The organism is Empedobacter sedimenti, assembly GCF_030005555.1.
Lineage (GTDB): Bacteria > Bacteroidota > Bacteroidia > Flavobacteriales > Weeksellaceae > Empedobacter > Empedobacter sedimenti.
Genome location: NZ_JASCQG010000013.1, coordinates 87,386 through 112,336 on the forward strand (window position 1 = coordinate 87,386; position 24,951 = coordinate 112,336).

The 24,951-nt window shown below is 29.4% G+C and carries 27 protein-coding genes and 1 tRNA gene; 21 read left to right on the forward strand and 7 right to left on the reverse strand.

All coding sequences use genetic code 11. From position 1 onward, the window contains the following. Positions 1 to 110 precede the first annotated feature (110 nt). The 6 genes from QHG34_RS12860 to QHG34_RS12885 all read left to right on the forward strand — a co-directional run bounded on the left by QHG34_RS12860 (position 111) and on the right by QHG34_RS12885 (position 6,723). Entirely contained in the window at positions 111 to 1,148 is a 1,038-nt protein-coding gene (locus QHG34_RS12860; RefSeq protein ID WP_282630615.1) for a PLP-dependent cysteine synthase family protein, read from the forward strand. Between the two features lie 102 nt (positions 1,149 to 1,250). Further along, the gene (locus QHG34_RS12865; protein WP_282630616.1) at positions 1,251 to 2,510 is read left to right on the forward strand and encodes an aminotransferase class I/II-fold pyridoxal phosphate-dependent enzyme; all 1,260 of its coding nucleotides are present in this window, start codon (positions 1,251 to 1,253) and stop codon (positions 2,508 to 2,510) included. 161 nt (positions 2,511 to 2,671) lie between these two features. Next, entirely contained in the window at positions 2,672 to 3,742 is a 1,071-nt protein-coding gene (gene serC, locus QHG34_RS12870) for a 3-phosphoserine/phosphohydroxythreonine transaminase (RefSeq protein ID WP_282630617.1), read from the forward strand. 87 nt (positions 3,743 to 3,829) lie between these two features. Next, a complete protein-coding gene (locus QHG34_RS12875; RefSeq protein WP_282630618.1) occupies positions 3,830 to 4,780 on the forward strand; it encodes a D-2-hydroxyacid dehydrogenase in 951 nt (316 codons plus the stop codon). 32 nt (positions 4,781 to 4,812) lie between these two features. Then, positions 4,813 to 6,060, forward strand: a complete 1,248-nt coding sequence (locus tag QHG34_RS12880; protein WP_282630619.1) for a DUF1015 domain-containing protein — start codon at positions 4,813 to 4,815, stop codon at positions 6,058 to 6,060. A gap of 3 nt (positions 6,061 to 6,063) precedes the next feature. Next, a complete protein-coding gene (locus QHG34_RS12885; protein ID WP_282630620.1) occupies positions 6,064 to 6,723 on the forward strand; it encodes a YggS family pyridoxal phosphate-dependent enzyme in 660 nt (219 codons plus the stop codon). A gap of 70 nt (positions 6,724 to 6,793) precedes the next feature. Here QHG34_RS12885 and QHG34_RS12890 read toward each other — a convergent pair whose 3' ends face one another. Both QHG34_RS12890 and QHG34_RS12895 read right to left on the reverse strand, forming a co-directional pair. Next, complete coding sequence (locus QHG34_RS12890; protein ID WP_282630621.1) at positions 6,794 to 7,729, reverse strand: pyridoxal-phosphate dependent enzyme; 936 nt, start codon at positions 7,727 to 7,729, stop codon at positions 6,794 to 6,796. A gap of 2 nt (positions 7,730 to 7,731) precedes the next feature. Further along, positions 7,732 to 8,109 carry a RidA family protein gene (locus tag QHG34_RS12895; RefSeq protein WP_282630622.1) on the reverse strand — a complete coding sequence of 126 codons (378 nt, stop codon included), beginning with the start codon at positions 8,107 to 8,109 and terminating at the stop codon, positions 7,732 to 7,734. Between the two features lie 105 nt (positions 8,110 to 8,214). On the opposite strand from QHG34_RS12895, the gene QHG34_RS12900 reads away from it, so the two are divergent. Beyond that, positions 8,215 to 8,712 (forward strand): MarR family winged helix-turn-helix transcriptional regulator, encoded by a 498-nt coding sequence (locus QHG34_RS12900; protein WP_282630623.1) that lies wholly within the window; start codon positions 8,215 to 8,217, stop codon positions 8,710 to 8,712. Between the two features lie 57 nt (positions 8,713 to 8,769). Here the strand turns inward: QHG34_RS12900 and QHG34_RS12905 are convergent, their stop codons facing one another. Both QHG34_RS12905 and QHG34_RS12910 read right to left on the reverse strand, forming a co-directional pair. Next, a complete protein-coding gene (locus QHG34_RS12905) occupies positions 8,770 to 11,178 on the reverse strand; it encodes a TonB-dependent receptor domain-containing protein (protein ID WP_282630624.1) in 2,409 nt (802 codons plus the stop codon). Positions 11,179 to 11,261: 83 nt separating this feature from the next. After that, a complete protein-coding gene (locus tag QHG34_RS12910) occupies positions 11,262 to 12,509 on the reverse strand; it encodes a MutS-related protein (protein WP_282630625.1) in 1,248 nt (415 codons plus the stop codon). Positions 12,510 to 12,582: 73 nt separating this feature from the next. On the opposite strand from QHG34_RS12910, the gene QHG34_RS12915 reads away from it, so the two are divergent. From QHG34_RS12915 to QHG34_RS12935, 5 genes are all read left to right on the forward strand, one after another. Further along, positions 12,583 to 13,620: an o-succinylbenzoate synthase gene (locus QHG34_RS12915; protein ID WP_282630626.1), complete on the forward strand. Its 1,038-nt coding sequence runs from the start codon at positions 12,583 to 12,585 to the stop codon at positions 13,618 to 13,620. Beyond that, positions 13,617 to 14,222, forward strand: coding sequence for a DUF1684 domain-containing protein (locus QHG34_RS12920; protein ID WP_282630627.1), 606 nt, complete (start codon positions 13,617 to 13,619; stop codon positions 14,220 to 14,222). Before QHG34_RS12915 ends, QHG34_RS12920 begins: the two co-directional genes overlap by 4 nt. A gap of 1 nt (position 14,223) precedes the next feature. After that, on the forward strand, positions 14,224 to 15,246 hold the full coding sequence (locus tag QHG34_RS12925; protein WP_282630628.1) for an AMP-binding protein: 1,023 nt from the start codon (positions 14,224 to 14,226) through the stop codon (positions 15,244 to 15,246). Between the two features lie 96 nt (positions 15,247 to 15,342). Further along, positions 15,343 to 16,215: a tetratricopeptide repeat protein gene (locus QHG34_RS12930; RefSeq protein WP_282630629.1), complete on the forward strand. Its 873-nt coding sequence runs from the start codon at positions 15,343 to 15,345 to the stop codon at positions 16,213 to 16,215. A 28-nt stretch (positions 16,216 to 16,243) separates the two neighbouring features. After that, positions 16,244 to 16,624, forward strand: a complete 381-nt coding sequence (locus QHG34_RS12935) for a hypothetical protein (RefSeq protein ID WP_282630630.1) — start codon at positions 16,244 to 16,246, stop codon at positions 16,622 to 16,624. Between the two features lie 69 nt (positions 16,625 to 16,693). On the opposite strand, the gene QHG34_RS12940 is transcribed toward QHG34_RS12935, so the two are convergent. Together QHG34_RS12940 and QHG34_RS12945 are read right to left on the reverse strand one after the other, a co-directional pair. Next, positions 16,694 to 17,032 carry a hypothetical protein gene (locus QHG34_RS12940; RefSeq protein ID WP_282630631.1) on the reverse strand — a complete coding sequence of 113 codons (339 nt, stop codon included), beginning with the start codon at positions 17,030 to 17,032 and terminating at the stop codon, positions 16,694 to 16,696. A gap of 144 nt (positions 17,033 to 17,176) precedes the next feature. After that, positions 17,177 to 17,935 carry a tetratricopeptide repeat protein gene (locus QHG34_RS12945; protein ID WP_282630632.1) on the reverse strand — a complete coding sequence of 253 codons (759 nt, stop codon included), beginning with the start codon at positions 17,933 to 17,935 and terminating at the stop codon, positions 17,177 to 17,179. A gap of 77 nt (positions 17,936 to 18,012) precedes the next feature. On the opposite strand from QHG34_RS12945, the gene mce reads away from it, so the two are divergent. From mce to QHG34_RS12970, 5 genes are all read left to right on the forward strand, one after another. Beyond that, a complete protein-coding gene (gene mce, locus QHG34_RS12950; RefSeq protein ID WP_282630645.1) occupies positions 18,013 to 18,411 on the forward strand; it encodes a methylmalonyl-CoA epimerase in 399 nt (132 codons plus the stop codon). Between the two features lie 89 nt (positions 18,412 to 18,500). Continuing rightward, positions 18,501 to 18,574 (forward strand) — tRNA-Ile (locus tag QHG34_RS12955). 138 nt (positions 18,575 to 18,712) lie between these two features. Beyond that, complete coding sequence (locus tag QHG34_RS12960) at positions 18,713 to 19,984, forward strand: hypothetical protein (RefSeq protein ID WP_282630633.1); 1,272 nt, start codon at positions 18,713 to 18,715, stop codon at positions 19,982 to 19,984. Between the two features lie 335 nt (positions 19,985 to 20,319). Next, on the forward strand, positions 20,320 to 20,490 hold the full coding sequence (locus QHG34_RS12965) for a helix-turn-helix domain-containing protein (RefSeq protein ID WP_282630634.1): 171 nt from the start codon (positions 20,320 to 20,322) through the stop codon (positions 20,488 to 20,490). Between the two features lie 327 nt (positions 20,491 to 20,817). Next, entirely contained in the window at positions 20,818 to 22,317 is a 1,500-nt protein-coding gene (locus tag QHG34_RS12970; protein WP_282630635.1) for a hypothetical protein, read from the forward strand. 38 nt (positions 22,318 to 22,355) lie between these two features. On the opposite strand, the gene QHG34_RS12975 is transcribed toward QHG34_RS12970, so the two are convergent. Further along, positions 22,356 to 22,607 carry a helix-turn-helix domain-containing protein gene (locus QHG34_RS12975; protein ID WP_282630636.1) on the reverse strand — a complete coding sequence of 84 codons (252 nt, stop codon included), beginning with the start codon at positions 22,605 to 22,607 and terminating at the stop codon, positions 22,356 to 22,358. A gap of 169 nt (positions 22,608 to 22,776) precedes the next feature. Between QHG34_RS12975 and QHG34_RS12980 the strand changes: the two genes are divergently transcribed. The 4 genes from QHG34_RS12980 to QHG34_RS12995 form a co-directional block, all read left to right on the forward strand. Next, on the forward strand, positions 22,777 to 23,466 hold the full coding sequence (locus QHG34_RS12980) for a hypothetical protein (protein ID WP_282630637.1): 690 nt from the start codon (positions 22,777 to 22,779) through the stop codon (positions 23,464 to 23,466). A gap of 52 nt (positions 23,467 to 23,518) precedes the next feature. After that, the gene (locus QHG34_RS12985) at positions 23,519 to 23,899 is read left to right on the forward strand and encodes a lysozyme inhibitor LprI family protein (RefSeq protein WP_282630638.1); all 381 of its coding nucleotides are present in this window, start codon (positions 23,519 to 23,521) and stop codon (positions 23,897 to 23,899) included. 30 nt (positions 23,900 to 23,929) lie between these two features. Next, positions 23,930 to 24,688: a hypothetical protein gene (locus QHG34_RS12990; RefSeq protein ID WP_282630640.1), complete on the forward strand. Its 759-nt coding sequence runs from the start codon at positions 23,930 to 23,932 to the stop codon at positions 24,686 to 24,688. A gap of 30 nt (positions 24,689 to 24,718) precedes the next feature. Then, a partial coding sequence (locus QHG34_RS12995) for a transposase (protein WP_282630641.1) occupies positions 24,719 to 24,951 on the forward strand: 233 nt, incomplete at its 3' end.

Below are 24,951 nucleotides of genomic sequence, written 5' to 3' on the forward strand. Positions count from 1 at the left end.
ACAGGATTTTGTCAAAAAATTGCGATATGATTAATTTAATACGTTAATCTATTAACAATTAATTAAAAAATCCTTAATTTTGCTTTTTGTTAGAAAAGAATAATTGTGAAATGACTGGTAAATATAAAAACGTTTTAGAGTTAATTGGAGATACTCCATTAGTTCAATTAAACAGAATTAACCAAGACATTCCAGGCGAAGTTTATGCAAAGTTAGAGTGTTACAATCCTGGACACTCGACAAAAGACAGAATAGCTTTACATATTATAGAAGAGGCTGAAGAAAAAGGTTTATTACAACCAGGTGCTACAATTGTAGAAACAACATCTGGAAATACTGGTTTTGCTGTAGCAATGGTTGCTATCGTAAAAGGATATAAATGTATCTTGGCAGTTTCGGACAAAACTAAAGCGGAAAAAGTTTCGTTTTTAAAAGCAATGGGCGCAAAAGTTTTTTTATGTCCAGCTAATGTTCCTGCAGACGATCCAAGATCATATTATGAAGTAGCAAAACGTATTGCTGCCGAAACACCAAATTCTCTTTACATTAATCAATATTTTAATCAAGGGAATACTGAAGCACACTATTTAACTACAGGTCCTGAAATCTGGAAACAAACGGAGGGTAAAATTACTCACCTAATCGCTTGTACAGGAACAGGAGGTACATTAACAGGTAGTGCTCGTTATATAAAAGAGCAAAACCCAAATGTAAAAATCATTGGTGTTGATGCTTATGGATCTATCCTAAAATCTTATCACGAAACTGGGGTTGTAGATCAAAATGAAATTTATCCATATAGAATAGAAGGAATGGGGAAAAATTTAGTTCCTGGTGCCTTAGATTTTACTATGGTTGATAAATTTGTTAAAGTAACAGACGAAGAAGCTGCTTATCGTACAAGAGAAATTGCTCTTAAAGAAGGTATTATGGCAGGTTATACATCTGGTGCAGCGACACAAGCTTACAAACAATTAGCTGAAGAAGGAGAATTTGATGAAAATTCTTTAGCCATTATTTTATTTCCTGACCACGGTTCTCGTTATATGACAAAAGTCTTTAGTGATGATTGGATGGCAGAAGAAGGATTCACAAACAGTAGATTAAATGGTTTAGAAGCCAGAGCAACTGTTGAGCGAATTAAATAATGCTTATATTTGTAAAAAATTAAATAACAATAAAGTAGAGTAATGAAATTTATTTCATTTTTCTACTTTTTTTCAATTAATAAAAAAATAAACTATAATAAAATGGACATTTTTGAACGTTTAAAACAAAATCCTGGACCATTAGGTCAATTTGCTGATTATGGTGAAGGTTATTATGTTTTCCCTCAATTAAAAGGAGAAATAGGACCTGTAATGGAATTCCAAGGTAAAAAAGTAATTACTTGGTCTATTAACAACTATTTAGGATTAGCAAATCATCCAGAAGTTCGTAAAGCTGATGCTGATGCTGCGGCTCAATACGGAATGGCTTATCCAATGGGAGCTCGTGCAATGTCTGGTCAAACAGATTATCATGCACAATTAGAGCAAGAATTAGCTGATTTTGTTCAAAAAGAATCTGCTTATTTAATGAATTTCGGTTACCAAGGTATGGTATCTACAATTGATGCTTTAGTTTCTAAAAATGATGTAATCGTTTATGATGCTGAATGTCATGCTTGTATCGTTGATGGAGTTCGTTTACACTTTGGTAAACGTTTTATTTACCAACACAATAATATCGAGAGTTTCGAAAAAACAATTATCCGTGCACGTAAATTAGCTGACAAACAAGGTGGTGGAATTTTAGTGATTACAGAAGGTGTTTTCGGAATGACAGGTAAACAAGGAATCTTAAAAGAGATTGCTGCTTACAAAGACGAATACAAATTCCGTTTATTAGTTGATGATGCACACGGTTTTGGTACTTTAGGTAAAACTGGAGCTGGGGCTGGAGAGGAGCAAGGTTGTCAAGATGCAATTGATATCTATTTCTCAACTTTTGCAAAATCTATGGCTGGTTTCGGAGCATTTATCGCAGGAAACAAAGATATTATTCGTATCTTAAAATATAACTTACGTTCTCAAATTTTCGCTAAATCATTGACAATGCCAATGGTAATCGGAGGTTTAAAACGTCTTGAGTTATTACGTTCTCAACCAGAGCTTAAAGATAAGTTATGGCACAATGTAGAAAAAATTCAGAAAGGTTTACAAGATCGCGGATTTGATATCGGTGGATCTGATACATGTGTTACACCAATCGTATTAAATGGTTCTCCTATTGAAGCGACTGTTTTAGCAAAAGAAATGCGCGAAGAATATGGTATTTTCGTTTCTGTAGTGGTTTATCCAGTTATTCCAAAAGGAATGATTATTTTCCGTATTATCCCAACAGCTGCCCACGAAGATGAGCACATCGAATATACGTTAAATTCATTCGCTGAGATTAAAGATAAATTAGCTGATGGTTATTACAAACGTAAAGCAGAAGAATTGAATGTAGATTTCGTTCAATACTAAATATAAAGTTAAAATAACGATATAAAACCCTAAACTATTTCAGTTTAGGGTTTTTTGTTTTTATGTTGATTCAAAACTTAAGGGCGTAATCTCGAAAAAGAGCGTATGATTTACTATATTTGTTACAATTTAATACACACAAACACACAACAATTTTATTTATGAAAATTCACAATTTTAGTGCAGGACCATGCATTTTACCTCAAGTCGTTTTCGACAAGATGGCACAAGCTTGTATCGATTTTAACAATTCAGGAACATCAATTTTAGAAATTTCTCACCGTCGCAAAGATGCGGTAGAAGTGATTGATACAGCAAGAGCGTTGGTAAAAGAATTGATGAATGTTCCAGAAACGCATGATGTTTTATTTATGCAAGGAGGAGCATCATTGCAATTTCCTACTGTGGCTTACAATTTATTGAAAGAAGGAGGAAAAGCAGCTTACACACAAACAGGAAAATGGGCTGAGAATGCCATCAAAGAAGCAAAACGTTTCGGAGAAATAGAGGTAATTGCTTCTTCTCAGGACAAAAATTATAATTATATTCCAAAAGGATACACAATTCCTTCAGATGTCGATTATTTCCACTGTACATCAAATAATACTATTTTTGGAACACAAATGAAGGAGTTTCCAAATTCTCCAGTTCCAATGGTTTGCGATATGTCTTCAGATATTTTATCTCGCACAATTGATGTTTCTAAATTTGGCGTAATCTATGCTGGAGCTCAAAAAAATATGGGACCTGCTGGTTCTGCTGTCGCAATCGTTCAAAAAGATTTATTAGGTAAAACAGGTCGTAATATCCCAGATTATTTAAACTACGAAACACATATCAAAAAAGAATCATCGTTTAATACGTGGCCAGTAATTGCAATTTACGGTGTCATGTTAAATTTACAATGGTTAAAAGAGCAAGGTGGAGTAGAAGCGATTGCAAAAATTAATACTGCAAAAGCGAATGCAATGTATGCAGAAATTGATCGTAACGGATTATTTACAGGAACTGCTGCAACAGAAGATCGTTCTCAAATGAATGCCACTTTTGTCTTAAATAACGAAGATGTTAAAGCTGATTTTGACGCAATGTTAAAAGACGCAGGAGTTGTTTCTTTAGCGGGGCACCGCGATGTCGGTGGATACCGTGCTTCTATGTACAACGCTTTACCATTAGAATCTGTTCAAGTTTTGGTAGAAGTTATGAAACAATTTGAACAAAAATTTGGTTAATCAGCAGATATTAGACGCTAGATATTAGTATTGAGAAATATATTATCTAACATCTAAAATCTCACATCTTAATTCTATAATAAAAACATGAAAATATTAGCAAACGACGGAATCTCTAAGGCAGGAATTGAAGCTTTAGAAGCAAAAGGTTTCGAAGTAATAACTGCTCACGTAGCACAAGAACAATTAGAAAATTATATCAACGAGAACGGAATCGAAGTTCTTTTGGTTCGTTCTGCGACTAAAGTTCGTCAACCATTAATTGATGCGACAAATCTTAAAATTATCGGTCGTGGAGGAGTTGGTATGGACAATATCGATGTTGCTTATGCACGCGAAAAAGGAATTCAAGTCATTAATACGCCAGCATCTTCTTCTCAATCGGTAGCAGAATTTGTGATTGCGCATTTGTTTTCTATCGTTCGTAATTTGCATCAAGCCAATCGTAGCATGCCTTTAGAAGGTGATTCTAACTTCAATGGATTGAAAAAAGCTTATGCAAAAGCAATCGAATTGAGAGGAAAAACAATGGGTGTGATCGGTTTTGGACGCATCGGTGTAGAAGTGATTCGTGAAGCGATTGGTTTAGGAATGAATATTTTAGTATATGATAAATTCCCTGCAACTCGCGACATTGAATTAGAGTTTTTTGATGGTCAAAAATTAACGTTTACCATTACTTCTGTAGATTTTGATGAAGTGATTACAAAAGCAGACTTTATTTCATTGCATGTTCCTGCGCAAGATGGATACATTTTGGGCGAGAAAGAATTTGCAAAAATGAAAGATGGTGTAATTGTTATAAACACTGCACGTGGTGGAGTTGTTGACGAAAAAGCGTTGGTGGATGCTATCGAAGATGGTAAAGTTGCGGGTGCAGCATTAGATGTTTTTGAGAATGAGCCAACACCAGAAATGGGCTTATTGATGAACGAATCGTTATCGTTATCTCCTCATATTGCAGGTTCTACAAACGAAGCACAAGACAGAATTGGAACTGAATTAGCCGCACAAATCATAGAGATTTACGGAAAATAATATTGGTTTTATTCCATTTAAATTTAATTAAAATGCCTCAATTTAAACCGTTCAAAGGAATTCGTCCAACAGAAGAAACTTCTCAAGAATTTGTAACACTTGCTGTTAATCAATATTCTAAGGAGGAAGTTGATTATTATATCAATACAAGAGAAAATTCTTTTTTGCATATTATTTTACCAACTTGGGACGATTCTATTGATGATCCAAAAGAGAAGTTCAGAAAAGTTCGTAAGAATTTAGAAGAATTTATTGAAAAGAAAATATTAGTTCAGGATAAATCATCTTTTTACATTTATCAAGTGATACAGCCTAATGGTCGACAAACAAAAGGACTTTTAGGATTGGTTAATATTGACGATTATAGAAATAACAAGATCAAGAAACACGAAGAAACATTAGAACGTCGTGTTGAATTATTTGCTGAATATTTGAAGGAATCTCATTTTCATGCTGAGCCCGTTTTGTTGACGTATAAACCTGCTCAAAGAGTTGATTTATTGATTGATACAGAGATGAAACGTAAGCCAATTCTGAAAATTGATGAAACAAATGGAACGCAACATTTGTTGTGGAGAGTTGACAATCGTTTGAATTTGAAGCAATTAAAAGATTCTATTGAGAAATTAGATGATTTGTATATCGCAGATGGTCATCATCGTATGGAAAGTTCTGAACGTTATACAAAATTTGCTACTAAAAACTCTGATGAAGAAGTTTATGGTGATGAAGCTTTTAATTATACTTTAGCTCTTTTAGTTTCAAATGAAGAATTAATTATAAATGATTATAATCGTTTAATTAAAGATTTGAATGGATTATCTTCAGAAGAGTTTATTGCTCGATTAGAAGAATATTTTGAGATTATTCCGAAAAATGATGAATTAACTGTTCCAACAAAAAAACATCATTTGGTAATGTATTTAGATAACAAATTTTATAGTTTGTATGTCAAAAATAATTTGTTGAACACAGAAGGTCTAAGTGAATTAGATACTTATATTTTTGAAGAAACAGTATTGAAATCTATCTTAAATATTCAAGATACAAAAAAGGATATTCGAGTTCATTACGAATGTGGAACGAGAGATAAAGAAGGAGTTGAAGCGCTTAAGAATAAAGTAGATCACCACGATTATATTGCCGCATTTGCTTTTTATCCAGTTGATGTAAAGGATTTACAATTGATTGCTGATTTAGGACTTAAAATGCCTCCTAAAAGTACGTATATAGAGCCAAAACCATTGAGTGGTTTTGCAGTATTTGATTTGAAAGAATAAAAAATGAGTATTCAAGAAAATTTAAAAACAATCGAAGCTACAATTCCTGCTCATGTTACATTGGTAGCGGTTTCTAAGACAAAACCTGTAGAGGATTTGAAAGAGGCTTATACAGCTGGTATGCGAGATTTTGGAGAAAACAAAATTCAAGAAATGTGCGATAAATACGAAGTTCTTCCAAAGGATATTCGTTGGCATATGATTGGGCATGTGCAAACCAATAAAGTGAAGTATATGGCACCTTTTGTGCATTTAATTCATGGCGTTGATAGTTTGAAATTGTTGAAAGAAATTCACAAACAAGCCGAAAAAAATAATCGCGTAATTGATGTGTTATTACAACAATTTATTGCTGATGAAGAAACGAAGTTTGGATTAGACCAAGAAGAAATTCAACATATCATGCAAGAAGAAATTCAACATTTACCAAATGTGAGAGTTGTTGGATTGATGGGAATGGCAACGTTTACGGAAGATGAAAATCAAATCAGGGATGAGTTTAAAACCTTAAAATCTAATTTTGAATCGTTGAAAAATAATTTCGAAAATCTAACTATTTTATCAATGGGAATGTCTGGTGATTATCAAATTGCAATAGAAGAAGGTAGTACAATGGTTCGTATCGGAAGTTCAATTTTTGGACATCGTAATTATTCGATATAACAAAACATTTTAATAATACAAAACCCCTAAAATTTATGTTTTAGGGGTTTATTTTTTTATAGAAAGATTTCTAAAAAGGCAAAGTGCCTAAATTCACATTTCCCCCAGAAATAATGATCCCTATATTCATATTTTTATAGCTTTCCTTTTCTTTGATTAATGCAGCTAAAGCTACAGCTGACGATGGTTCGCAAACAATTTTTAAACGTTCCCAAATCAATTTCATTGCTGTAATTATTTCTTGTTCAGTTACACGAATTATTTTTTCGACACCTTTCTGAATGATCGGAAAATTAATGTCACCTAGTTCTGTTTTCAAACCATCTGCAATTGTATTTGTTGTAGTGTTAGATTCTATTTTTCCACTCTCTAACGAACGATAAGCATCATCTACTTCAAAAGGTTCTCCACCGATTACTTTACAATTTGTTCCAAAGTTTTCAGTAGCAATTACAGTTCCAGCAATTAACCCACCACCACCAACTGGTGTAAAAATGTAATTTAATTCAGGATGAGTTTCTAATAATTCTTTCGCTGCAGTTCCTTGACCAAGAATAACATTGAGATCGTTAGATGGATGAATAAACGTTGCGCCTTTTTGTATTTCGATTTCTTTTGCTGTTTTTTCTCTCGCTTCTAAAGTTGGTTCACATTCAATAATTTGTCCATTGTAACCTTTTACAGCATCTTTTTTAACTTGTGGAGCTGTAGTTGGCATTACAATAAAAGCTTCGATTCCTAAGCTTTTTGCTGCAAGCGCTAAAGCCTGTGCAAAATTCCCTGAAGAATGTGTTACAACTCCTTTTTGCTTTTGTTCGTCTGTAAGTTGCATAATAGCATTTGTTGCGCCACGCATTTTAAAAGCGCCCATTTTTTGAAAGTTTTCACACTTAAAAAATAAGTTTGCTCCAATCATTTCATTGAGTAAAGTGGAGGACAAAATAGGTGTATTGTGAATAAAAGGCGCAATGCGTTGATGGGTATCTATAATTTCGTTTTTATACATAATTACGATTTTGTAATTGCGGTTACTTCAACTTCGATTAATGCGCCATAGTGTAATTCATTGGTTGGAATAATGCATCTTGTTGGTTTATGCGTTCCGAAAAAGTCACTGTAAACGGCATTTACTTCATCCCATAATTGAATATTCGGAATGTAAATTCGAACTTGTAAGACATGGTTTTTATCGCTATTAGCTTCGTGTAAAATTGTTTCAATATTTTTCAAAACTAATTCAGTTTGCTCTGAAATTGTTGAAGGAATTTTCTTGGTTTCGCGATCAATTGGTAATTGTCCAGACAAATATAGAATACCATTGTGCTCTATGCATTGTGAGTAATGTCCATTTGCAATTGGCATATTTTCGGTTTGAATAATTTTCATTTTCTTATTGGTTTTAAATATATCTTTATATCAAGATATATTGTAAATGTATGAAATTATCTTTACATCAAGATAATTTGTACATTTGTTTTTCAATCAATTGTGATGAAAAAAGAGAATGACTTAATTGATGCGCTAGTTGCTGATTGGAAAATTGAGCGTCCTGAATTAGATGTAGATGCGATGCAGATTGTTGGACGAGTGCTGAAATTAGGAAAGATTATGGAAAATAGAGCAAGTTTGGCTTTAAAGGAAAATGGAATCTATTATACTGATTTGGACGTATTGGCAACACTTCGTCGTTCAGGGAAGCCTTATCAATTATCACCAAAACAATTAATGCAATCAGTTGTGATAACATCTGGAGCGATGACAGCACTTTTGAATCGGTTAACTAAATTAGATTTAATTTATCGTTCGACAGATGAAAATGATGGACGAATAAGTTTGGCTGGACTTACAGATAAAGGAAAGGAAATTATTGATGAAGCCATCCAAAAAAGATTTGATGAGGCTAAAAATTCGATTCAAATTTTGAATGAAAAAGAGCAACAAGATCTATCCATTTTACTAAAAAAACTATTGATAGAATTAGAAGAATAATCTAAAAAAAATCCCTGAACAAAAGCTGTTCAGGGATTTATAATTCAGGAATAAATTTTAACCATTTCCTCCACCGCCTCCGCCGCTTTGTTCTTGGTTAGATTTTGATCGTTCAATTTTAAATTGTTTTCCGAAGTTGTAACTAATTCCAATTCGGTACATTCTGAAAGCTTGGCTATTACCAGAACTTATAATATTATTAGAAATGCTAGTAAATGTTCCGTTTTTATTTTCGAAAACATTCGATACATTAGCCGAAATCTGCAGCTTTTTCTGGAAAACCATTGCTCTAATACCTATGTTATGACGCATAAAGTCTCCATATTTATCCAATCCATCTGTACTCTTTGTATAATACATAAATGAATAATTGGCAAAAATGGTTTTCTTTTTATTTAAGTCTAAATTATTGGTCAATCTAAACTCACCATTTATACCATCTACACTATAATTCATTTCTGGTATTTTACTCGTTGTTTTACGATAAAAAACATCTGCAGAAGCGTTAATTTTCCACCATTTATATGGTTTTACATTAATGTTTTCACTAAAACCAATACTATATGTTTTTCCGATATTGAATGGTTTTGAAAGTGAAATTTTTGTAGCTGGATCATAAATCGTCACTTGTTCAAAAAGATCATTAGCATTTCGGTAATATATACTTGAAACAAACAAATCTTTATATGTATGCTCTAATTCGAAATTGTTTGAATTAGAAGGTGTTAAGTTTGGATTTCCTTCTGTGTAAAAATATTCATTTTGCTTGATCGTTCTTGGGTTTAGGTACCAAATAAATGGACGATCGACACGGCGACTATAATTTAAAGTAAACGAATGATTTTCTGAAGCTTGATACATTAAATAAGCTGTTGGATAGATACCATCATAATCTTTTTTATAATTATCTTTTGGATCTTCCATAATGCTTTTAGCTTGCGCATGCTCGTAACGCAAACCAGCTTTTGCAGTTAATTTTTCACTCAATTGTCTTTCTATCGAATAGTATAAAGCATATACGTTTTCGTTGTATTGATAACTGTTTGAAAAATTAGTATCTTCTACGAAGTTTCCATTTGGATCATTTTTCGTAAAACGATTATTATCCGCTTTATCTGTTGCCCAACGTAAACGCGTTCCATAGTTCATTTTCCACTTATCTACCGGATGTTCCATGTCGATGCTTATATTGAAACGATTAGAAGAACCATCAGTTAAATTGTAGTTATTATCGTATTTACCTGCAATAGGGTTCCAGCTTGGATCAAATTCGTTACTTATATTTTTGCTGTTATTATCGTTGCCATTTTTAGAGTAATCAAAATCAAACGTTAACTTTTTACCTTCTTGTTTAAACTTTTTAATAATGTGATAATTCAATCCAAGATAATTCCAATTCCATGTACTTCCGTCACGGTTTGTGGTCATATAACGGTTTATTTGATTATTTGCTACATCAAAAATACTTGTCTTAGAGTTCCCTGTGTTTTTTCCGTCTCCATTCGAGATGTCAAAATTAAAACCAGTAATTAAGTTGTCATTAACTTGATAATCAACACCAATTCTTCCTCCGTAATAATTGTTTTTATTTTTGTTTGATCCTACAGAAGTCCATAGTTGATCAGGATAAATCGTTTTATTTTGATTTTCGTTGTACCAATTACCAATTCCAGTATAAATGTTAGATGTTAACGTCCATTTACCTTTACGATAATTGATGTTCCCATTTAAACTAAAACCTGGATGTTTTTGTTGACTATATGAAGACGAAATTGATCCATTCAAACTTTCTTGCTTTGCATTTTTAAGAACAATGTTAATGATTCCACTGTTTCCTGTAGCATCATATTTTGATGGAGGATTTGTTATGACTTCTATTTTATCAATATCTTCTGTACGGATTGTCTTCAGATAATTAGCTAATTGTTCGCTACTCATCTGCATTAATCGATCGTTAATCATCACATTTACAGAGCCTTTTCCAATGATAGAAATAGCATCTGTTGCCTCTTCTACCTTGATACGTGGCGCAAGTTTTAATGCATCTAAGGCATTACCACCTTTTGCACCTTCGGCTTGATCTACATTAAAAACAAGACGATCTACTTTCTTTTCAATCATCTTTTTTTGTCCAGTAACAACAGCTTCTTTTAATGTAACATTTTCTGTTTTTGGAACAATAATCAAACCAATGCTTTGATTGTTGTCGATAACAATTTTTTGAGTGTATAGAAGAGCTCCTGCTTCTTCTACTCTTAACGTGTATGTACCATTTTCTAATGTTGTTGTAAAATTTCCATTTTCGTCAGTAGATGTTTCGTCAATTATCTTTTCTTCATTTAAGATAACAACATCGGCTAAAGCAACAGGAGTTTGATTGTTGTATTGTAGAGTACCTTTAGTTTCTTGCTGAGCTGAAACTTGTAAAGCTATACAGCAAAAAAGTGGTAGGAATATTTTTTTCATTCATGGGTTATTTACAAATAAGACGCATGGAAATGAGAAAAGTTACAAACGTATATGTGAAATAATTCTTAAAGAAGTATTAATCAGCTTTCTAATAATTCATCTAAACCTTCATTTCTGAATATAAGTTGACCTACTTTGATGTTTGACCAACCTTTTTTTATTTTGTAAGTGTAAAGAGGTAAATCATTTTCAATGATACAATCAAGATGAATAAAATCGACAGCCTCTAATTGATTTAATTCATTATGAGTTTCATTTAAATGAGTCGAAATAAATGTCAAAGTATTGTCAAAAGAATTTAATCCTTTTATCGTTTTTCTTAATAGATTATTTGCATCAACAGAGTTTGTTCCACTAAATAACTCATCAAAAATAGCAAAACCAGAACTATCATTTTTAACTTCGAGTACATAGTTTTTTAGATTGACTATTTCATTCATAAAATGACTATATCCTTTTAATACATTATCTGTATGGTCGATATTTATGCTAATTGATTTGTAAAACGGAATTTTAGCTTGTGTAGCCGGAATTGGTAAACCTAAATTACCCAAAAAACTACAAAAAGCGATGGCTCTAAAAAATGTTGACTTACCTGACATATTTGCTCCAGTTAAAACAATTACATTTTTTGTAGTTTTAAAATCATTTTTGATTGGATTTTTAAGTAATGGATAATAAAACTCGCTTAGTTCAAATTCATTCTGATTGGAGATTTCAGGAAAAGTAAAAGTACTATTCAAAGTTTTTAGGCTGATTGATAAGTAAACTTCGAAAATATTTAGGTTTTTGAAAAATAGAAATAGTTCTGATTTTTGATCAATTAAAAGTTGGTTATACTCAATTATTTTTTTGAGATTTAATTTACCTTTTTTCTTTAAGTGTAGAAAATCACTCACATTCAAAATCTCAAGTATTTCTTTTAAATTTTGTAGTAATTCAGTAAACTTATGAGGAAAAAGCGTTATATCAAATGAATTGATATAATCTGAAATTTTGAATAAGAAAGTGTAAATCTGAATTATTGTACTTTTTAAAGCTGTTTTGGCTCCAGAAAAAAATGCAATATCCAAATAATAAACAGTTTCTAAGTTTTGTATTTTTTGATAAACTTCGTTGTAAGTTGTTTTAGAATAATAATAGTGTTCTTTTGTTGGTAATTGATTGATGAAGGTCTTTATAACAGATTGATTATACAATACTTCATTAAGATTTTTCGGTTTAGTATTTAAAAAATCGATTAAATGAAATTGAGTATGTTGATTCAACGTTGCGTCAAAAAAGGGTAGTATATCTTTCTTGAGATTTAAATTTTCAATATTGAGCATCTAGACTTTCTTTTACAATTAATTTCTTCTAAAACTACTTTCCAAGATAATCATATTTACCTAAATTTGAAGTATGAAAGCGAGTTTTGAATCATATAATTTAATTTTTAAAAAGCCAAGTGGTACTTCACGTGGTGTATTAACAGATAAATTAACGTATCTTTTTGCAATTGAAGAAGATGGGAAAGAATATGTGGGTGAATGTGGATTGTTTAAAGGACTGAGTTTTGATGATCGTTCTGATTATGAAGAAAAACTGCATTGGGTTTGTGACAATATTGAATTAGGTGTTGATAAATTGTGGAGTGAATTACGTGAATGGCCTTCTATTCAGTTTGGTGTAGAGCAAGCTTTTCAGAGTTTATCAGCGAATCGCTACAATGACAATTACACAGATAAACTGAATCCAGATTTGTATGAATCCTCTTTTTCTAAAGGAGATGAAGGTATTCAAACAAATGGATTGATCTGGATGGGGTCAATCGATTTTATGCGCGAGCAAATCAAAGAAAAGTTAGCGATTGGTTTCAAATGTATCAAGCTGAAAATTGGTGTTGATTGGGAAAATGAGTACAAAATTATTCAGCAATTAAGACAAGATTTTTCTGCAGATCAATTAGAATTAAGAGTGGATGCAAACGGAGGTTTTACGTTTGAAGAAGCGAAAGTTGTCTTGGAACAATTGGCTGAATTAAAAATACATTCGATAGAGCAACCTATCAAAGCAGGACAAGTAGATTTAATGACCGAATTATGCGCTTCAACACCAACACCAATTGCGCTGGATGAAGAGTTAATCGGAATTGTTCATCAAGAAGATAAATTCAAATTATTAGAAAAGATTAAACCACAATATATTATTCTAAAACCAAGTTTGGTTGGTGGGATTAGAGGTTCTTTAGAATGGATAAATGCGGCAGATACATACGAAATTCCGTTTTGGATAACTTCTGCATTAGAAAGTAACATCGGGTTAAACGCTATTGCACAATGGACGGCAATTCTTTATCCAGAAATGCCACAAGGATTGGGAACAGGAGGTTTGTTCACAAACAATTTCCCGAGTAGATTAGAATTAAAAGGTGAATTTTTATACAGAAATAAACAATGATAAATAGATTATTTTTAGCGCTTACTTTTTTAGTTATTTTGGTAGGTTGTAATACTTCAAAGCAATTGGTTAAAAAAGCAGATATTCAGCTTTATCAAACGAAATTAGCAGAAGAATATACGAATCCTAAAACAACTCCTTTAGTTGATGAAGAACGCACAAATTTTAAAGGAATTACATTTTTCTCCATTGATTCTAAATATACGGTTAAAGCAAAGTTTACTGCAATAGAAAATGGACGTGTTATTCCATTTCCTACTTCTGCTAATAAAATCAAAAATTACAAAGAATACGGAACGGTGACATTTAGGTTAGATAATGTTGAGCAAACCTTGACGATTTATCAATCTTATCCAATTATGGAAAAATATGCTGATAGCTTGTTTTTACCTTTTATGGACGAAACAAATGGCGTGACATCTTACGGAGGCGGTCGTTATTTAGATCTGAGTACAAAAAATATAGGAAGTGAAATTATTCTGGATTTTAATCAAGCATATAATCCGTATTGCGCATATAGTAAACATTACAATTGCCCGATTCCGCCCGCAAATAATGTGTTGGATGTTGAGATTAATGCAGGTGTAAGTTATCATAAATAAGATGTTGTATTTAGATTTTTCTCAACCTAATTTTGATGTTAATTCTATTCAAACTATCAATGAGTTTGAAGAATCTGTAAAAGATTTTTTAGTTGAATGGTTTTCTGATTCTGAAATTATGATTGCGCATACTTCGGGTTCTACTGGAACTCCGAAAGAGATTATTTTGACCAAAGAAAATATGCGTAAAAGTGCTAATATGACGGGAAAATATTTGCAATTAAAGAAAGGGAATTCGGCTTTATTGGTGATGCCTGTTACTTATATTGCTGGAAAATTGATGTTGGTTCGTGCAGTAGAAATTGGTTTGAAATTGATTTGTATGCAACCAACTTCTCATATTTCTCTGGATGAAATTAATCGTGGAATTTCACAAGACTTTACTTCGATTGATTTTGTTGCGTTAACACCTATGCAAGTCGAAAATTCGTTAAATTTTGTTTCGAAGTGTCAAAAGTTAATCATTGGAGGGGCGCCACTTTCGGAGAAAGTAAAACAAGAATTGTTTGCTTTTGAGAACGAAGTTTACGAAACGTATGCGATGACCGAAACAATTACGCATATTGCTTTTAAGCAAGTTGCAAATCAAAAATTTCCTAATGCAGAACAAGTTTTTGAAGCGTTTGATGAGGTGAAAATTTCACGAGACGACCGAGGTTGTTTGGTGATTGATACACCTTACGATGATTTACAAGTTGTAACAAACGATATAGTAGAATTACTTGATGAGCGAAAATTTAATTGGATTGGACGAGCTGACAATGTGATAAACTCGGGAGGAATCAAACTTTTTCCCGAACAAATAGAAAATAAGCTGAAACCTTTCATCACATCTGATTTTTATATTACCTCAAAAACAGATGAATTATTAGGTCAGAAATTAATTTTAGTTGTAGAAGGAGAGGAGAGGAGCTTGGATTTTTCTTCCGCGGATTTATCCAAATATCAAGTTCCGAAAGAAATAATTTTTATCGAAAAATTTCCTCGAACGGAAAGTGGTAAAATAAAAAGACAGCAGTTTTAAAAATAGAAGAAATCATCAAGAAATTGATGATTTTTTTGTTGAATAAAACAAAACTGCTCAAAAAACCTTAATTTTAGCATTACTAAAACCAATACTGTGGATTATAATAGATTATTTAATGACATATTTTTTCTAATTTTAGATGATCAAGTAGATGAAAATCAATATCCAATTTGGAAAAATTTTTCGTTTATTCATAATCCTATTCAGCAATTAATCAAAGCGCAAGATTTACTTAATCAAATTTTGCATGAATTTCCGCGTGATAAAAAAGCGTTGTTTCTGAAAGGTGTTGTACAACGCAATTTAAATTTTAACGAAGAATCAATTTTATATCTTTTAGAAGCAAAAAAAGAAGACGATTATTTGTTTGCTGCTAATTTTTACATTGCCGAATATTATATTCAGAAACTTAAATTTGAGGAGGCGTCAAAGTATTTGCAAGAATTGGAAATTGTTTTTCCAGAAAATAAACGCTTTTTGTTTCTTTCAGCTTTGGTCAATCTCGAATTATTTCATTTTGAAGAAGCGAAACGTTACCTTAATCTTTTGTATCAGATAGAAGAAGATAAATTTGTATTGGAAATTTTGAGTAAAAATCTACAAATTACAGAAGAAATTGTTTTGAATACTTCAAATCGTTTGGTTCTGAAGAATTTCAAGTTAAAAAGTTTTAATTATAATCTACAGCTTAAAACGAATTTGATCGCTTTTTATAAAAACTTTGCAGATATTGGTGTTAATTTTAATGGTATAAATTGCTTTATTTCTGCATTGCTTTTAAAGCAATTAACACTTTATCCGACTTTTGATCATCTTGAAACGTATAATGTACAAACCATTTTAGATTTTATAGATGTTGATAAAAAAACAGTTAAAATGAGATTAGAAGATATCGATTTTAGACATGATTTTGTACAAAATTATAATGAATATTTAACGGTAGAAGCTTTATTAAAAGAGGATTAATTTCTTTATTTTTGCAAAAAATAATAGGATGGAATTTGTACTAGATAAAGAAGATATTTTTGATAATGTTGAACTTTTTTTGGAAAGTTTGGAAATGGGAACGCCAGAAGAACAACAAAAATCGGTTCAGTTAATTAAAAAGTCTAAAACTTTTTTAGTGATTGATATTGATGAGGTTTTGGTATTTGTTCCGAGTAGTTTTGCGGGATGCAAAGATAATTCTATTCTAAATTTTAAAGGAAAATTAGTTGAGAATGAAACAAACCCTGTTCTTACTAAAATAATAGGTTCTACTCCGAAAATAGATAAAACATTAGATGAATCATTTTTAGATTTTTGTGACGAAATTGAAATTAGTCGTAATGATGTTGGTATTTCAAGAGATTATTGGATTATAAAATCAATGTAATAAAAAAATCCCTTCCGAATACTAAATTCAAGAAAGGATTTAACTAACCAACCTATGTAAAAACCTATTTTATTCTATGGCGTTTAATTCTAATTTATTGATAGAATTAATACCAGATAATGTACTATTTATTTCGCAATATAATAATCCGCTTCCTCCACCAAAGTGATGAATTTCGTGGATTTCAGGATAATTAACATTCATCCATTTTTCAAGATTATCTAACTCTCTTTTTCCAATTCCACTGCTATACAGTAAAATCTGAATTGGTTTAGATTCTAAAACCGATTGTAACTCTCTTTCTGTGCTGCTGCAAAATGCTTTCCACATTTCGTTTTTATTAATCACACGTTCTAGTGTATCAACAATTTCTTTATTTTTTCCAAATACGGCTATATTAACTTGCATAATTCATCTCTTTGTTTTACAAATTAAGGGCAGATTTGTAAGAATAAAATTGATTTATGTTAAGAAAATTCCTTTTAAGTAATTGAATTAAAGAAAGGTATGTTTTTTTATAATGAAAGCCGCTTTTAGAAACGGCTTTTTATATTAATTCTGGATTTGTTGATTAAAAAATGCTAAGCGCTCCGCTGCCAGATGAAATTCAGGATTTAGTTGCAAAGCTTTCTTATATTCTTCAATAGCTTCAGGTTGTTTTTCTAATTTTTCAAGAATAGCACCTCTGTTGTAATACGATAAGAAATGGTTCGGATTAAGTTCAATCGATTGATTGAAATCTTCTAAAGCCTTTTCTAGATTGCCAATCACAAAATATGTATTTGCTCTATTATAGTATGATAAGAAATGAGGTTTCACTTCAATAACCTTTGTATAATCAGCTATCGCTTTATCAAATTCTTTTAGTTGATCATAACAAAATGCACGATTATGGTAACACGATTCGTAATCAGGATTAATCTCTAACGCTTTATTGAAATTAGCAATTGCATCATCATACTTGTTCAAGTTCATTAAAACATATCCTTTTTGATGATATGCTACAAAACTTTCAGGATCAATCTCGATGACTTTGTCAAAATTTTCTGCTGCTTTTGTTGGATTATATTGATTAAAATTTGCCATTCCTCTATAGAAATAGAAATTTGGGTTTTTAGGATCCAAATCAATTGCTTTATCAAAATCTTTGATTGCATCTGTATTTTGTTTCATATAATATTGGCTCAATCCACGTCCAAAATATGAATTTGCTACCTCTATTTGTCGCTTAATCGATAATGTAAAATAATCGATCGCTTTTCTATACTGACCTTTGTGGAGATATCTACTCCCATCTTCATAAAAACTCATACTTCAATATTACAACAAACTCTTGAAATTTTGAATAAAAAATGCAGAAAACTCTATCTTTACCAAAACAACAAGTGATGAAAATAGAACATTTAGGTATTGCTGTAAAGGATTTGGGTATTTCGAATGATTTGTTTACTAAATTATTGGGTAAATCGCCTTATAAAGAAGAGTCTGTAGATTCTGAAGGAGTTAAAACATCATTTTTTGAAGTAGGAGATTCAAAGATTGAGTTGGTTGGTTCTGAAAAAAATGATAGTGCAATTGAAAAATATTTAGAAAAAAATAGAGAAGGTATACATCATATTGCTTTTGGTGTAGAAAGTATAGAGAAAGAAATTGAACGTCTTAAGAATGAGGGGTTTATTTTTATTAATGAAACACCAAAATTAGGAGCAGATAATAAACGTGTGGTTTTTTTACACCCAAAATCTACGAATGGTGTATTGGTAGAGCTTTGTGAAGATGTAAAATAATTTTGATAATTAAAAAATAAGCTTTAATATTGCACTCGAATTAAGCGATAAACCTCAGCTATGAGGAGTAATTTTAAGCTATAAATTCAGGTCCTATAACTCAGCTGGTTAGAGTAGCTGACTCATAATCAGCAAGTCCTTGGTTCGAGCCCAAGTGGGACCACAGATATAAACCTCAATCATCTTATTATTAAGTGTTTGAGGTTTTTTTATTTAATAAACTCCCCTAATAACTCCCCTGAATTGATTTTTTTGTATTTAAAGTGTAGTATAATTATCTTTAATTTATAATATGTTAAATATGTATAAAGATATTAATCCAAAAATATTAATTATAGATTTTATTTGTTTTTGTTATCTACAAACTAATAATTCAAATTTAAAGAAAATACCCTTTGGAATAAAAAGACCAAAAGAAATTAATTTTAAAGCTAATTTAAATAATTATAAAAATCTATTAGAGAAAATAGTTATAGATAAGCCTGCAATTTTTAGCAATTTCGATTTTGAAGCCTTTAAAAATAATAGAACTTTTATTAATGATTATCTGACCTATTACGAAATATCTATTAAAGAATTAATAGAAAATAATAATTTGAATAATTTTTTAGGAATTGAAGAAAATGTGTTTATATCTTTTCAAAATACAGATTCTTTTAAAATTTTATTAAAAAATTACATTGATATATCAACTTACATAAAATCTGTTTTTCCTGTAGGATTTATAACATCACTTTTTTATATAAAAGTCAATAAAGCACTTATTGTTAGAGATTTATTAAATAACTTTTATGCAGAATTGCAAAATAGTAATGAGTTTTTTGAAGATTTTACTGATGATTTATATGAATTTAAAAAAAAGGAAATTATTAAGGATTTAAGTGACGCTATTTCAAAGAAAAAATTTCAATACTTTGGAGAGGTAATATATCTTGATAATAGAATAAACTTTAAAATTAATATAGAAAAATCATTTAATTATTGGGTAGGGCTTTTTAATCGCTTGAGCTTTTTGATTTTTCCTTATAATTCAAATGTTTATGAAGAGATTTCTTATTTAAAACTTAAGATCTTAGAAGATATCCAGAATGGTAATAATCTAAAAAGAAATGAGACTACTAAAAATTTATTAAAAGAATTAAATTCATTTAAACAAGATAATTATAAATTATTAAATCATTTACGTGGGTATTTTAATAATGAAGAAATTGACATTATCATTAATTGTTTAACAGGAAACAAATATGAAGAATTAGGTATTCAATTTATTGATTTATCAAACAAAGATTTATTAAAACCTGATTTATTTAAATATTTGTATTTCTTTCAAATTCTGTCGTTTTATAATGAGGAGGATATAATTAAGTTCAATTTTACAAAATCAAAGGGATTTCAAAATTTGAATGAGAAATTTAATTTTAACTGGACTGATTGTAATGAATTGCAAAAACTTTATAAAGGATGTAATAACCAGAATAATACTAAGAATTATCCATTTAAAAAAATGAATGTATTTATAGATAACTTAAAAAGAATTGGATTTAAATCAGTAGATTTTAATTATCCTAAATAAATCCCTTAAATCCCTAAATAGATCCCTTCAATTCCTGCATAGTATTTGTTTCTTTAGTAGAAAATGATTTATATGGAGCAAATTAAAAGAAAAACTATTAATTTATTATTTGATAGTAGTTAAGAGATAAAGCTAAAATATTAAGGTCTTTAGTTTTAATAAACAATATGTGATATAATGTAATAATAATTTTTTTTACAATGTATCATTTTGTTATTTATAAAGAACCTTTATTTAACAACTAATCAAGTTAGTCTTCTTTTTAAGAAGGAACTAATAATTTAATAAATTAATGAACAATAAATTCGCTATAGTACAACTATAGTAAGTAAACTATGAAAGAAAATGTATTATTATCAATGGAAGAAGTGCGTGATGTTTTTAAAGTTACTCGAAAAACGTTATATTCTTGGAATGAAAAGGAGTATTTAAAATTTTTTAAATTGGGAGGTAGAAATTATTATAAAACAGAAGATATAAATAATATTATTAACCAATTTAATTAACTAAAAACCAATAATACACACAGAAATAAAAGAAAATAAAAATTGTGTTGAAGCATAGATGGGTATATCCAATTGCTTGTATTTAAATTGATTATAGATTCAATTTATTTTCTTTTATAAATGTATTATTCATAGAGGTGCTTTAGTTACTTGAATATAGTAATTACTTACTCAGTTATTCTATATTATTTTTGAGGATTTTTTTTCTCAAATCAAAGCTGTTATTTCTTAATAGCTATTTTTTTACCTACACTTTTTAAAGTAAAACAAGAATAGACATAGGTTTCCTATTGTGTAGGGGGATTGCTATGTTTAAAAAACACAAATATGAAAAAAATAAAAAAAATTAATGGGAGATATTCTCCTAAACATGGTTGGAAAATGGTTATTTCTAAAATGATATATGATTATGTTATTAGCTATAAAAACATATTTCCTGAAAATTTAAAATGGGATGAGTTGTTATATATCATTAGTAGAATGGAGTATAAAATTTTTTCTAAAAAATATAGAAATTTAATAGATGATTATATTCCTTTTCCATCTGCTGAATTAAAGAGTTATAAAAGTGATTATAAAAAGTATTTGGATTTTCTTTTGCGAATAGGAGTATTAGATAAGGAGAATTACTCAACAACTCAGCAACGATGCACAAAATATAAATTTGAACATAAAAAGATTTATTCGTTAGGCTATAGGACTTTTGATATTAAAAATCTTGAAATTAAAAGAAGTATTAAACAACCAAAAAATGATTGTTTTTTACAAGGTTATAAAGATAAAGATGTTGAGCATTTGACAAAATGGTTTAATGATGATTTGCAATTTGACGAAAAAAAATATTTGCAATTATTGCCATCCATATTGACAAAAAAAGAAAAAATGTATAATAAAAATGATGATGATTCAGTTAAAAGAAGAAAATACTTAAGAATTCAAAGTTATCATAGGAGTGCTGGGGAATTAACACATCAAAACTTTAGAATGTCGCGAAATAAAAATTCTGATAATAGATTTCATACTAACTTGACGAATTTGTCTAAAAAATTAAGACAATTTGTAAAATATAAAGGAGAAACATTATATAGCTTGGACATAAAAAATTCACAACCATTTTTCATAACAGCATTAATAGAAGGATTAATAAATAATAATAGGAATATAGAAAGAAATATAAATAAAGTATATGGAAATAATAATAATGGTATAATCTCGACAATATCTTCTACATTCCTTTCTGACAAAGGGTTTCAAGAAGAGTTCGAAACGCTAAAAAAATGGACAACAGAAGGTGTTTTTTATAATGAAGTTATAGGGATTTATAACCTTCAAAAAGGAAATAATGGTAAGTATAAAATTAAAGTTTATATAGAAAATAAAAATACAAAGATAACAAAGGATTTTGAGTCAATTAGAGAGGCTTCTAAGGCACTTACTCTAAGATTACTGTATACACCTGCTAAAAAGAAAGATGAACACTATAAGGCGTTTAAAAGTAGGTTTCCCAAAATTTGTGATTTTTTTGTTTTCTTAAAAAATTATTCAGGCAGAAAAGATAGTTATAAAAAATTCCCAAAACTTTTACAACATATAGAATCTGATTGTATTATTGATAATGTTACAAAGAAAATTGCTAAAAAATATCCTCATGCTCCTATATTTACTATTCATGATTCTGTTGTTACAACTGAAGAATATATTGATGAATTTCAAGATTTGATGTATAGCTATATATCCGAATATACGTATGGTTTAGCACCAAAATTAAGTAAAGAATGTTGGTGTGCAGATGACGAAATTACTTACCCTTATTTAGAAGCTGCATAGAATATGAAATCCTAACTGTTATAGTTGGGATTTTTTTATTAAATATTATTTCTCTTAATATTTTCAAATAATTCAGATAATTCTAAATCTAAAGCAAAGGCTATTATAGAAATAGTGACAATATTTGGCTTAACAACTCCTTTCTCTATTTTATAGAGGTATTGTCTATCTTTTCCAACCATTAAAGCTAATTCCGTTTGAGTAAGTTTCTTTAATTTTCTGAACTTTTTTATCTCTTCGCCAATTAGTTTGGGAATAGTTGAGTTAATATTTTTTAAGTCACTTTCCATTTACACGAAAATGAATCAAAAAACACTACATTTTGTAACCTTAAATTACTGCATTTTAATATATTTGTATTTTATTTATCAGGTATAAAAAATATTTAATCCAATTATGGGAAACCGTAATTTATATTAATTAACTAATTATAAGTTTGCTAATTACAAATTGAAAACTATGAGAAGAGCTTTATTAATTATTTCAATACTTTTTATTATAAGTGTAAATGCTCAGGTTACTCCTTACAGTAATCCTTACTCTTATGATGATTTAGATGTAGTTGATAATACAAGATTGATAAAAGGTTTCAATTTAGTTAAAACGAGTGTTGAACAAATTTTCCAATCAATAAACAATGATAATAACTTATCAAATCCTGAGAAAAGAATATTAATGGAAAAAATAAATATAGCATTAAACTATTTAAAAACTTCAAGTCATTTAGATTTGTCAACAGAAAAAGACGTGAATTTTACTTTAAATTATATAAAAAGTTATTATAATCAAGGTATTGAAGAAATTAATAGATTGAGAAAAAATAATACTAAACAATCAAATTTTTCTGATTATTTAAATAAAAAATTTAATGTAATTTTTATTGGTATTTATAATATGAAAGGTGAAATCATAAGATCTGAAAAGATAATTAATGATTCATATGTTATGCTGACAAATGATATGTTGTATTATAAAAATTCGAAAGGTGATGAAATGTTTAGAGATATTAAAAATGTAAGTTTTACAAATGGATTGTTTTTAATCGAATCTTCATATGGTGATTTTGTGATTGATGAAAATTTCACATTTGTTAGATTTTATAATAAAGGAGATTTAGATGAGTATTACGAATATACAATTAGTAAGTAGTGATACTTTGTACACAAACCATTAATTTAAATAAGTCTAATCTATAAAAAATATGAAAAAAAAATTATTATCACTATTAACAATACTTGCTTGTATGAATCTATCAGCGCAAAATTATGATTGTATGAATTTTAATAAAAATAAAGCTATTGAAATTTATAAAGATTCTTTGTTTAAAAAATATAGTATTATTAAAAATGATTTCAATTTCACAACAAGAATGTTAAATGATATGCAATTTGAAGTTTATAGACAACATTGTATTGAGGCTTGGGGAAGAAGTAGATATGAAGATTTAAAAGAATCTCATAAAAATTTTAATAATTATAAATTAACAAATATTTCTCTTGAAGAATATAAAAGAAATACAATGTATTATGAGGTTATAAAGGAAGTTCATAAAAACATTATAAACTACATTAAAAATAATTAACTTATTAGTATTATTTGTTTAAAATTATTTATGGAAGAGAACTTTTGCCCTGTAGAAAACAAATATGATAGATTAGCGATTATCTATATTATAAATTTAATGTCTGATGAATTAGATAAAATAGAAAGTGATAATTTAGATAATCTAATTAACGATTTAAATTTAATAAAAACAGAATGTGAGGATTTTATGTCAAAAAATGATGTTAAATCATTAACTCAATATTCATCTAAGTTTAACAATTTCACTAAAGATTACCTTGTAACTGCTATTAATGAAGTACTCTTTAATAATCTACCACTAAGTATTGAAGATAATGAATTTGTAAATGATTTTTTAGTTGATAATGCATGTTTTACAAACGGAGAATTCAAGAGAAGGAGTAAAAAAATTAATTTAATAGTTAATCATTTTGTATCACAATCAGATTCTAATGAAGTCAAATTAGATTCTAATGAAATTAATGAATCAAACCCAATTGCTAAATTTTTAAAAATTGTAACTTTAATTCTTTTTACATCTTTCATTGGAGTGATGTTTAAAGAATGTTATAACGGTAAGAAATTATTTGAAAATAATACATCTTCTAATTATGAAGATTTCCCAACAGATTCGGCTGTAGCTATAGTTGATTCCGCAGTTGTTGATTCAATGGCGACAGTAGTAGATTCAATTCCTGCATCAAATAATGCTCTGACTGAATATGATTCATCGTTTAATAGATATGATAACTCTGGAATTAATGTTGAATCAAAAAAGTTGGATATCCTAACGAAATTTCCAGAGTAAGAAAAGGTATATAATACTTATCTTACAATTATGAAAGGAATAAAAAATCATTACGATGCTTCATTTAAATTACGAGCGGTAGAATTGAGTTATGAAAGAAGTAACATTTCAGAATTAGCAAGGGAACTTGGAATAAAAGCCTCCTTATTATACAAATGGCGCAAAGATTATCAAGAATACGGATCCAATAGTTTTCCAGGAAAAGGTAATTTAAAACTAACGCCTGAACAGGAGCGAATAGTTGAATTAGAAAGAAAGCTTAA

What these genes read in the sequence shown, in the direction of transcription:
- QHG34_RS12915 (WP_282630626.1), top strand. Translation starts at nt 12,583, where the DNA reads ATGAAAGCGAGTTTTGAATCATATAATTTAATTTTTAAAAAGCCAAGT.
- QHG34_RS12990 (WP_282630640.1), top strand. Translation starts at nt 23,930, where the DNA reads ATGGAAGAGAACTTTTGCCCTGTAGAAAACAAATATGATAGATTAGCG.
- QHG34_RS12980 (WP_282630637.1), top strand. Translation starts at nt 22,777, where the DNA reads ATGAGAAGAGCTTTATTAATTATTTCAATACTTTTTATTATAAGTGTA.
- QHG34_RS12865 (WP_282630616.1), top strand. Translation starts at nt 1,251, where the DNA reads ATGGACATTTTTGAACGTTTAAAACAAAATCCTGGACCATTAGGTCAA.
- QHG34_RS12895 (WP_282630622.1), bottom strand. Translation starts at nt 8,109, where the DNA reads ATGAAAATTATTCAAACCGAAAATATGCCAATTGCAAATGGACATTAC.
- QHG34_RS12960 (WP_282630633.1), top strand. Translation starts at nt 18,713, where the DNA reads ATGTATAAAGATATTAATCCAAAAATATTAATTATAGATTTTATTTGT.
- QHG34_RS12985 (WP_282630638.1), top strand. Translation starts at nt 23,519, where the DNA reads ATGAAAAAAAAATTATTATCACTATTAACAATACTTGCTTGTATGAAT.
- QHG34_RS12875 (WP_282630618.1), top strand. Translation starts at nt 3,830, where the DNA reads ATGAAAATATTAGCAAACGACGGAATCTCTAAGGCAGGAATTGAAGCT.
- QHG34_RS12945 (WP_282630632.1), bottom strand. Translation starts at nt 17,935, where the DNA reads ATGAGTTTTTATGAAGATGGGAGTAGATATCTCCACAAAGGTCAGTAT.
- QHG34_RS12975 (WP_282630636.1), bottom strand. Translation starts at nt 22,607, where the DNA reads ATGGAAAGTGACTTAAAAAATATTAACTCAACTATTCCCAAACTAATT.
- QHG34_RS12940 (WP_282630631.1), bottom strand. Translation starts at nt 17,032, where the DNA reads ATGCAAGTTAATATAGCCGTATTTGGAAAAAATAAAGAAATTGTTGAT.
- QHG34_RS12890 (WP_282630621.1), bottom strand. Translation starts at nt 7,729, where the DNA reads ATGTATAAAAACGAAATTATAGATACCCATCAACGCATTGCGCCTTTT.
- QHG34_RS12920 (WP_282630627.1), top strand. Translation starts at nt 13,617, where the DNA reads ATGATAAATAGATTATTTTTAGCGCTTACTTTTTTAGTTATTTTGGTA.
- QHG34_RS12905 (WP_282630624.1), bottom strand. Translation starts at nt 11,178, where the DNA reads ATGAAAAAAATATTCCTACCACTTTTTTGCTGTATAGCTTTACAAGTT.
- QHG34_RS12925 (WP_282630628.1), top strand. Translation starts at nt 14,224, where the DNA reads ATGTTGTATTTAGATTTTTCTCAACCTAATTTTGATGTTAATTCTATT.
- QHG34_RS12965 (WP_282630634.1), top strand. Translation starts at nt 20,320, where the DNA reads ATGAAAGAAAATGTATTATTATCAATGGAAGAAGTGCGTGATGTTTTT.
- QHG34_RS12880 (WP_282630619.1), top strand. Translation starts at nt 4,813, where the DNA reads ATGCCTCAATTTAAACCGTTCAAAGGAATTCGTCCAACAGAAGAAACT.
- QHG34_RS12860 (WP_282630615.1), top strand. Translation starts at nt 111, where the DNA reads ATGACTGGTAAATATAAAAACGTTTTAGAGTTAATTGGAGATACTCCA.
- QHG34_RS12910 (WP_282630625.1), bottom strand. Translation starts at nt 12,509, where the DNA reads ATGCTCAATATTGAAAATTTAAATCTCAAGAAAGATATACTACCCTTT.
- serC (WP_282630617.1), top strand. Translation starts at nt 2,672, where the DNA reads ATGAAAATTCACAATTTTAGTGCAGGACCATGCATTTTACCTCAAGTC.
- QHG34_RS12885 (WP_282630620.1), top strand. Translation starts at nt 6,064, where the DNA reads ATGAGTATTCAAGAAAATTTAAAAACAATCGAAGCTACAATTCCTGCT.
- QHG34_RS12935 (WP_282630630.1), top strand. Translation starts at nt 16,244, where the DNA reads ATGGAATTTGTACTAGATAAAGAAGATATTTTTGATAATGTTGAACTT.
- QHG34_RS12900 (WP_282630623.1), top strand. Translation starts at nt 8,215, where the DNA reads ATGAAAAAAGAGAATGACTTAATTGATGCGCTAGTTGCTGATTGGAAA.
- mce (WP_282630645.1), top strand. Translation starts at nt 18,013, where the DNA reads ATGAAAATAGAACATTTAGGTATTGCTGTAAAGGATTTGGGTATTTCG.
- QHG34_RS12970 (WP_282630635.1), top strand. Translation starts at nt 20,818, where the DNA reads ATGAAAAAAATAAAAAAAATTAATGGGAGATATTCTCCTAAACATGGT.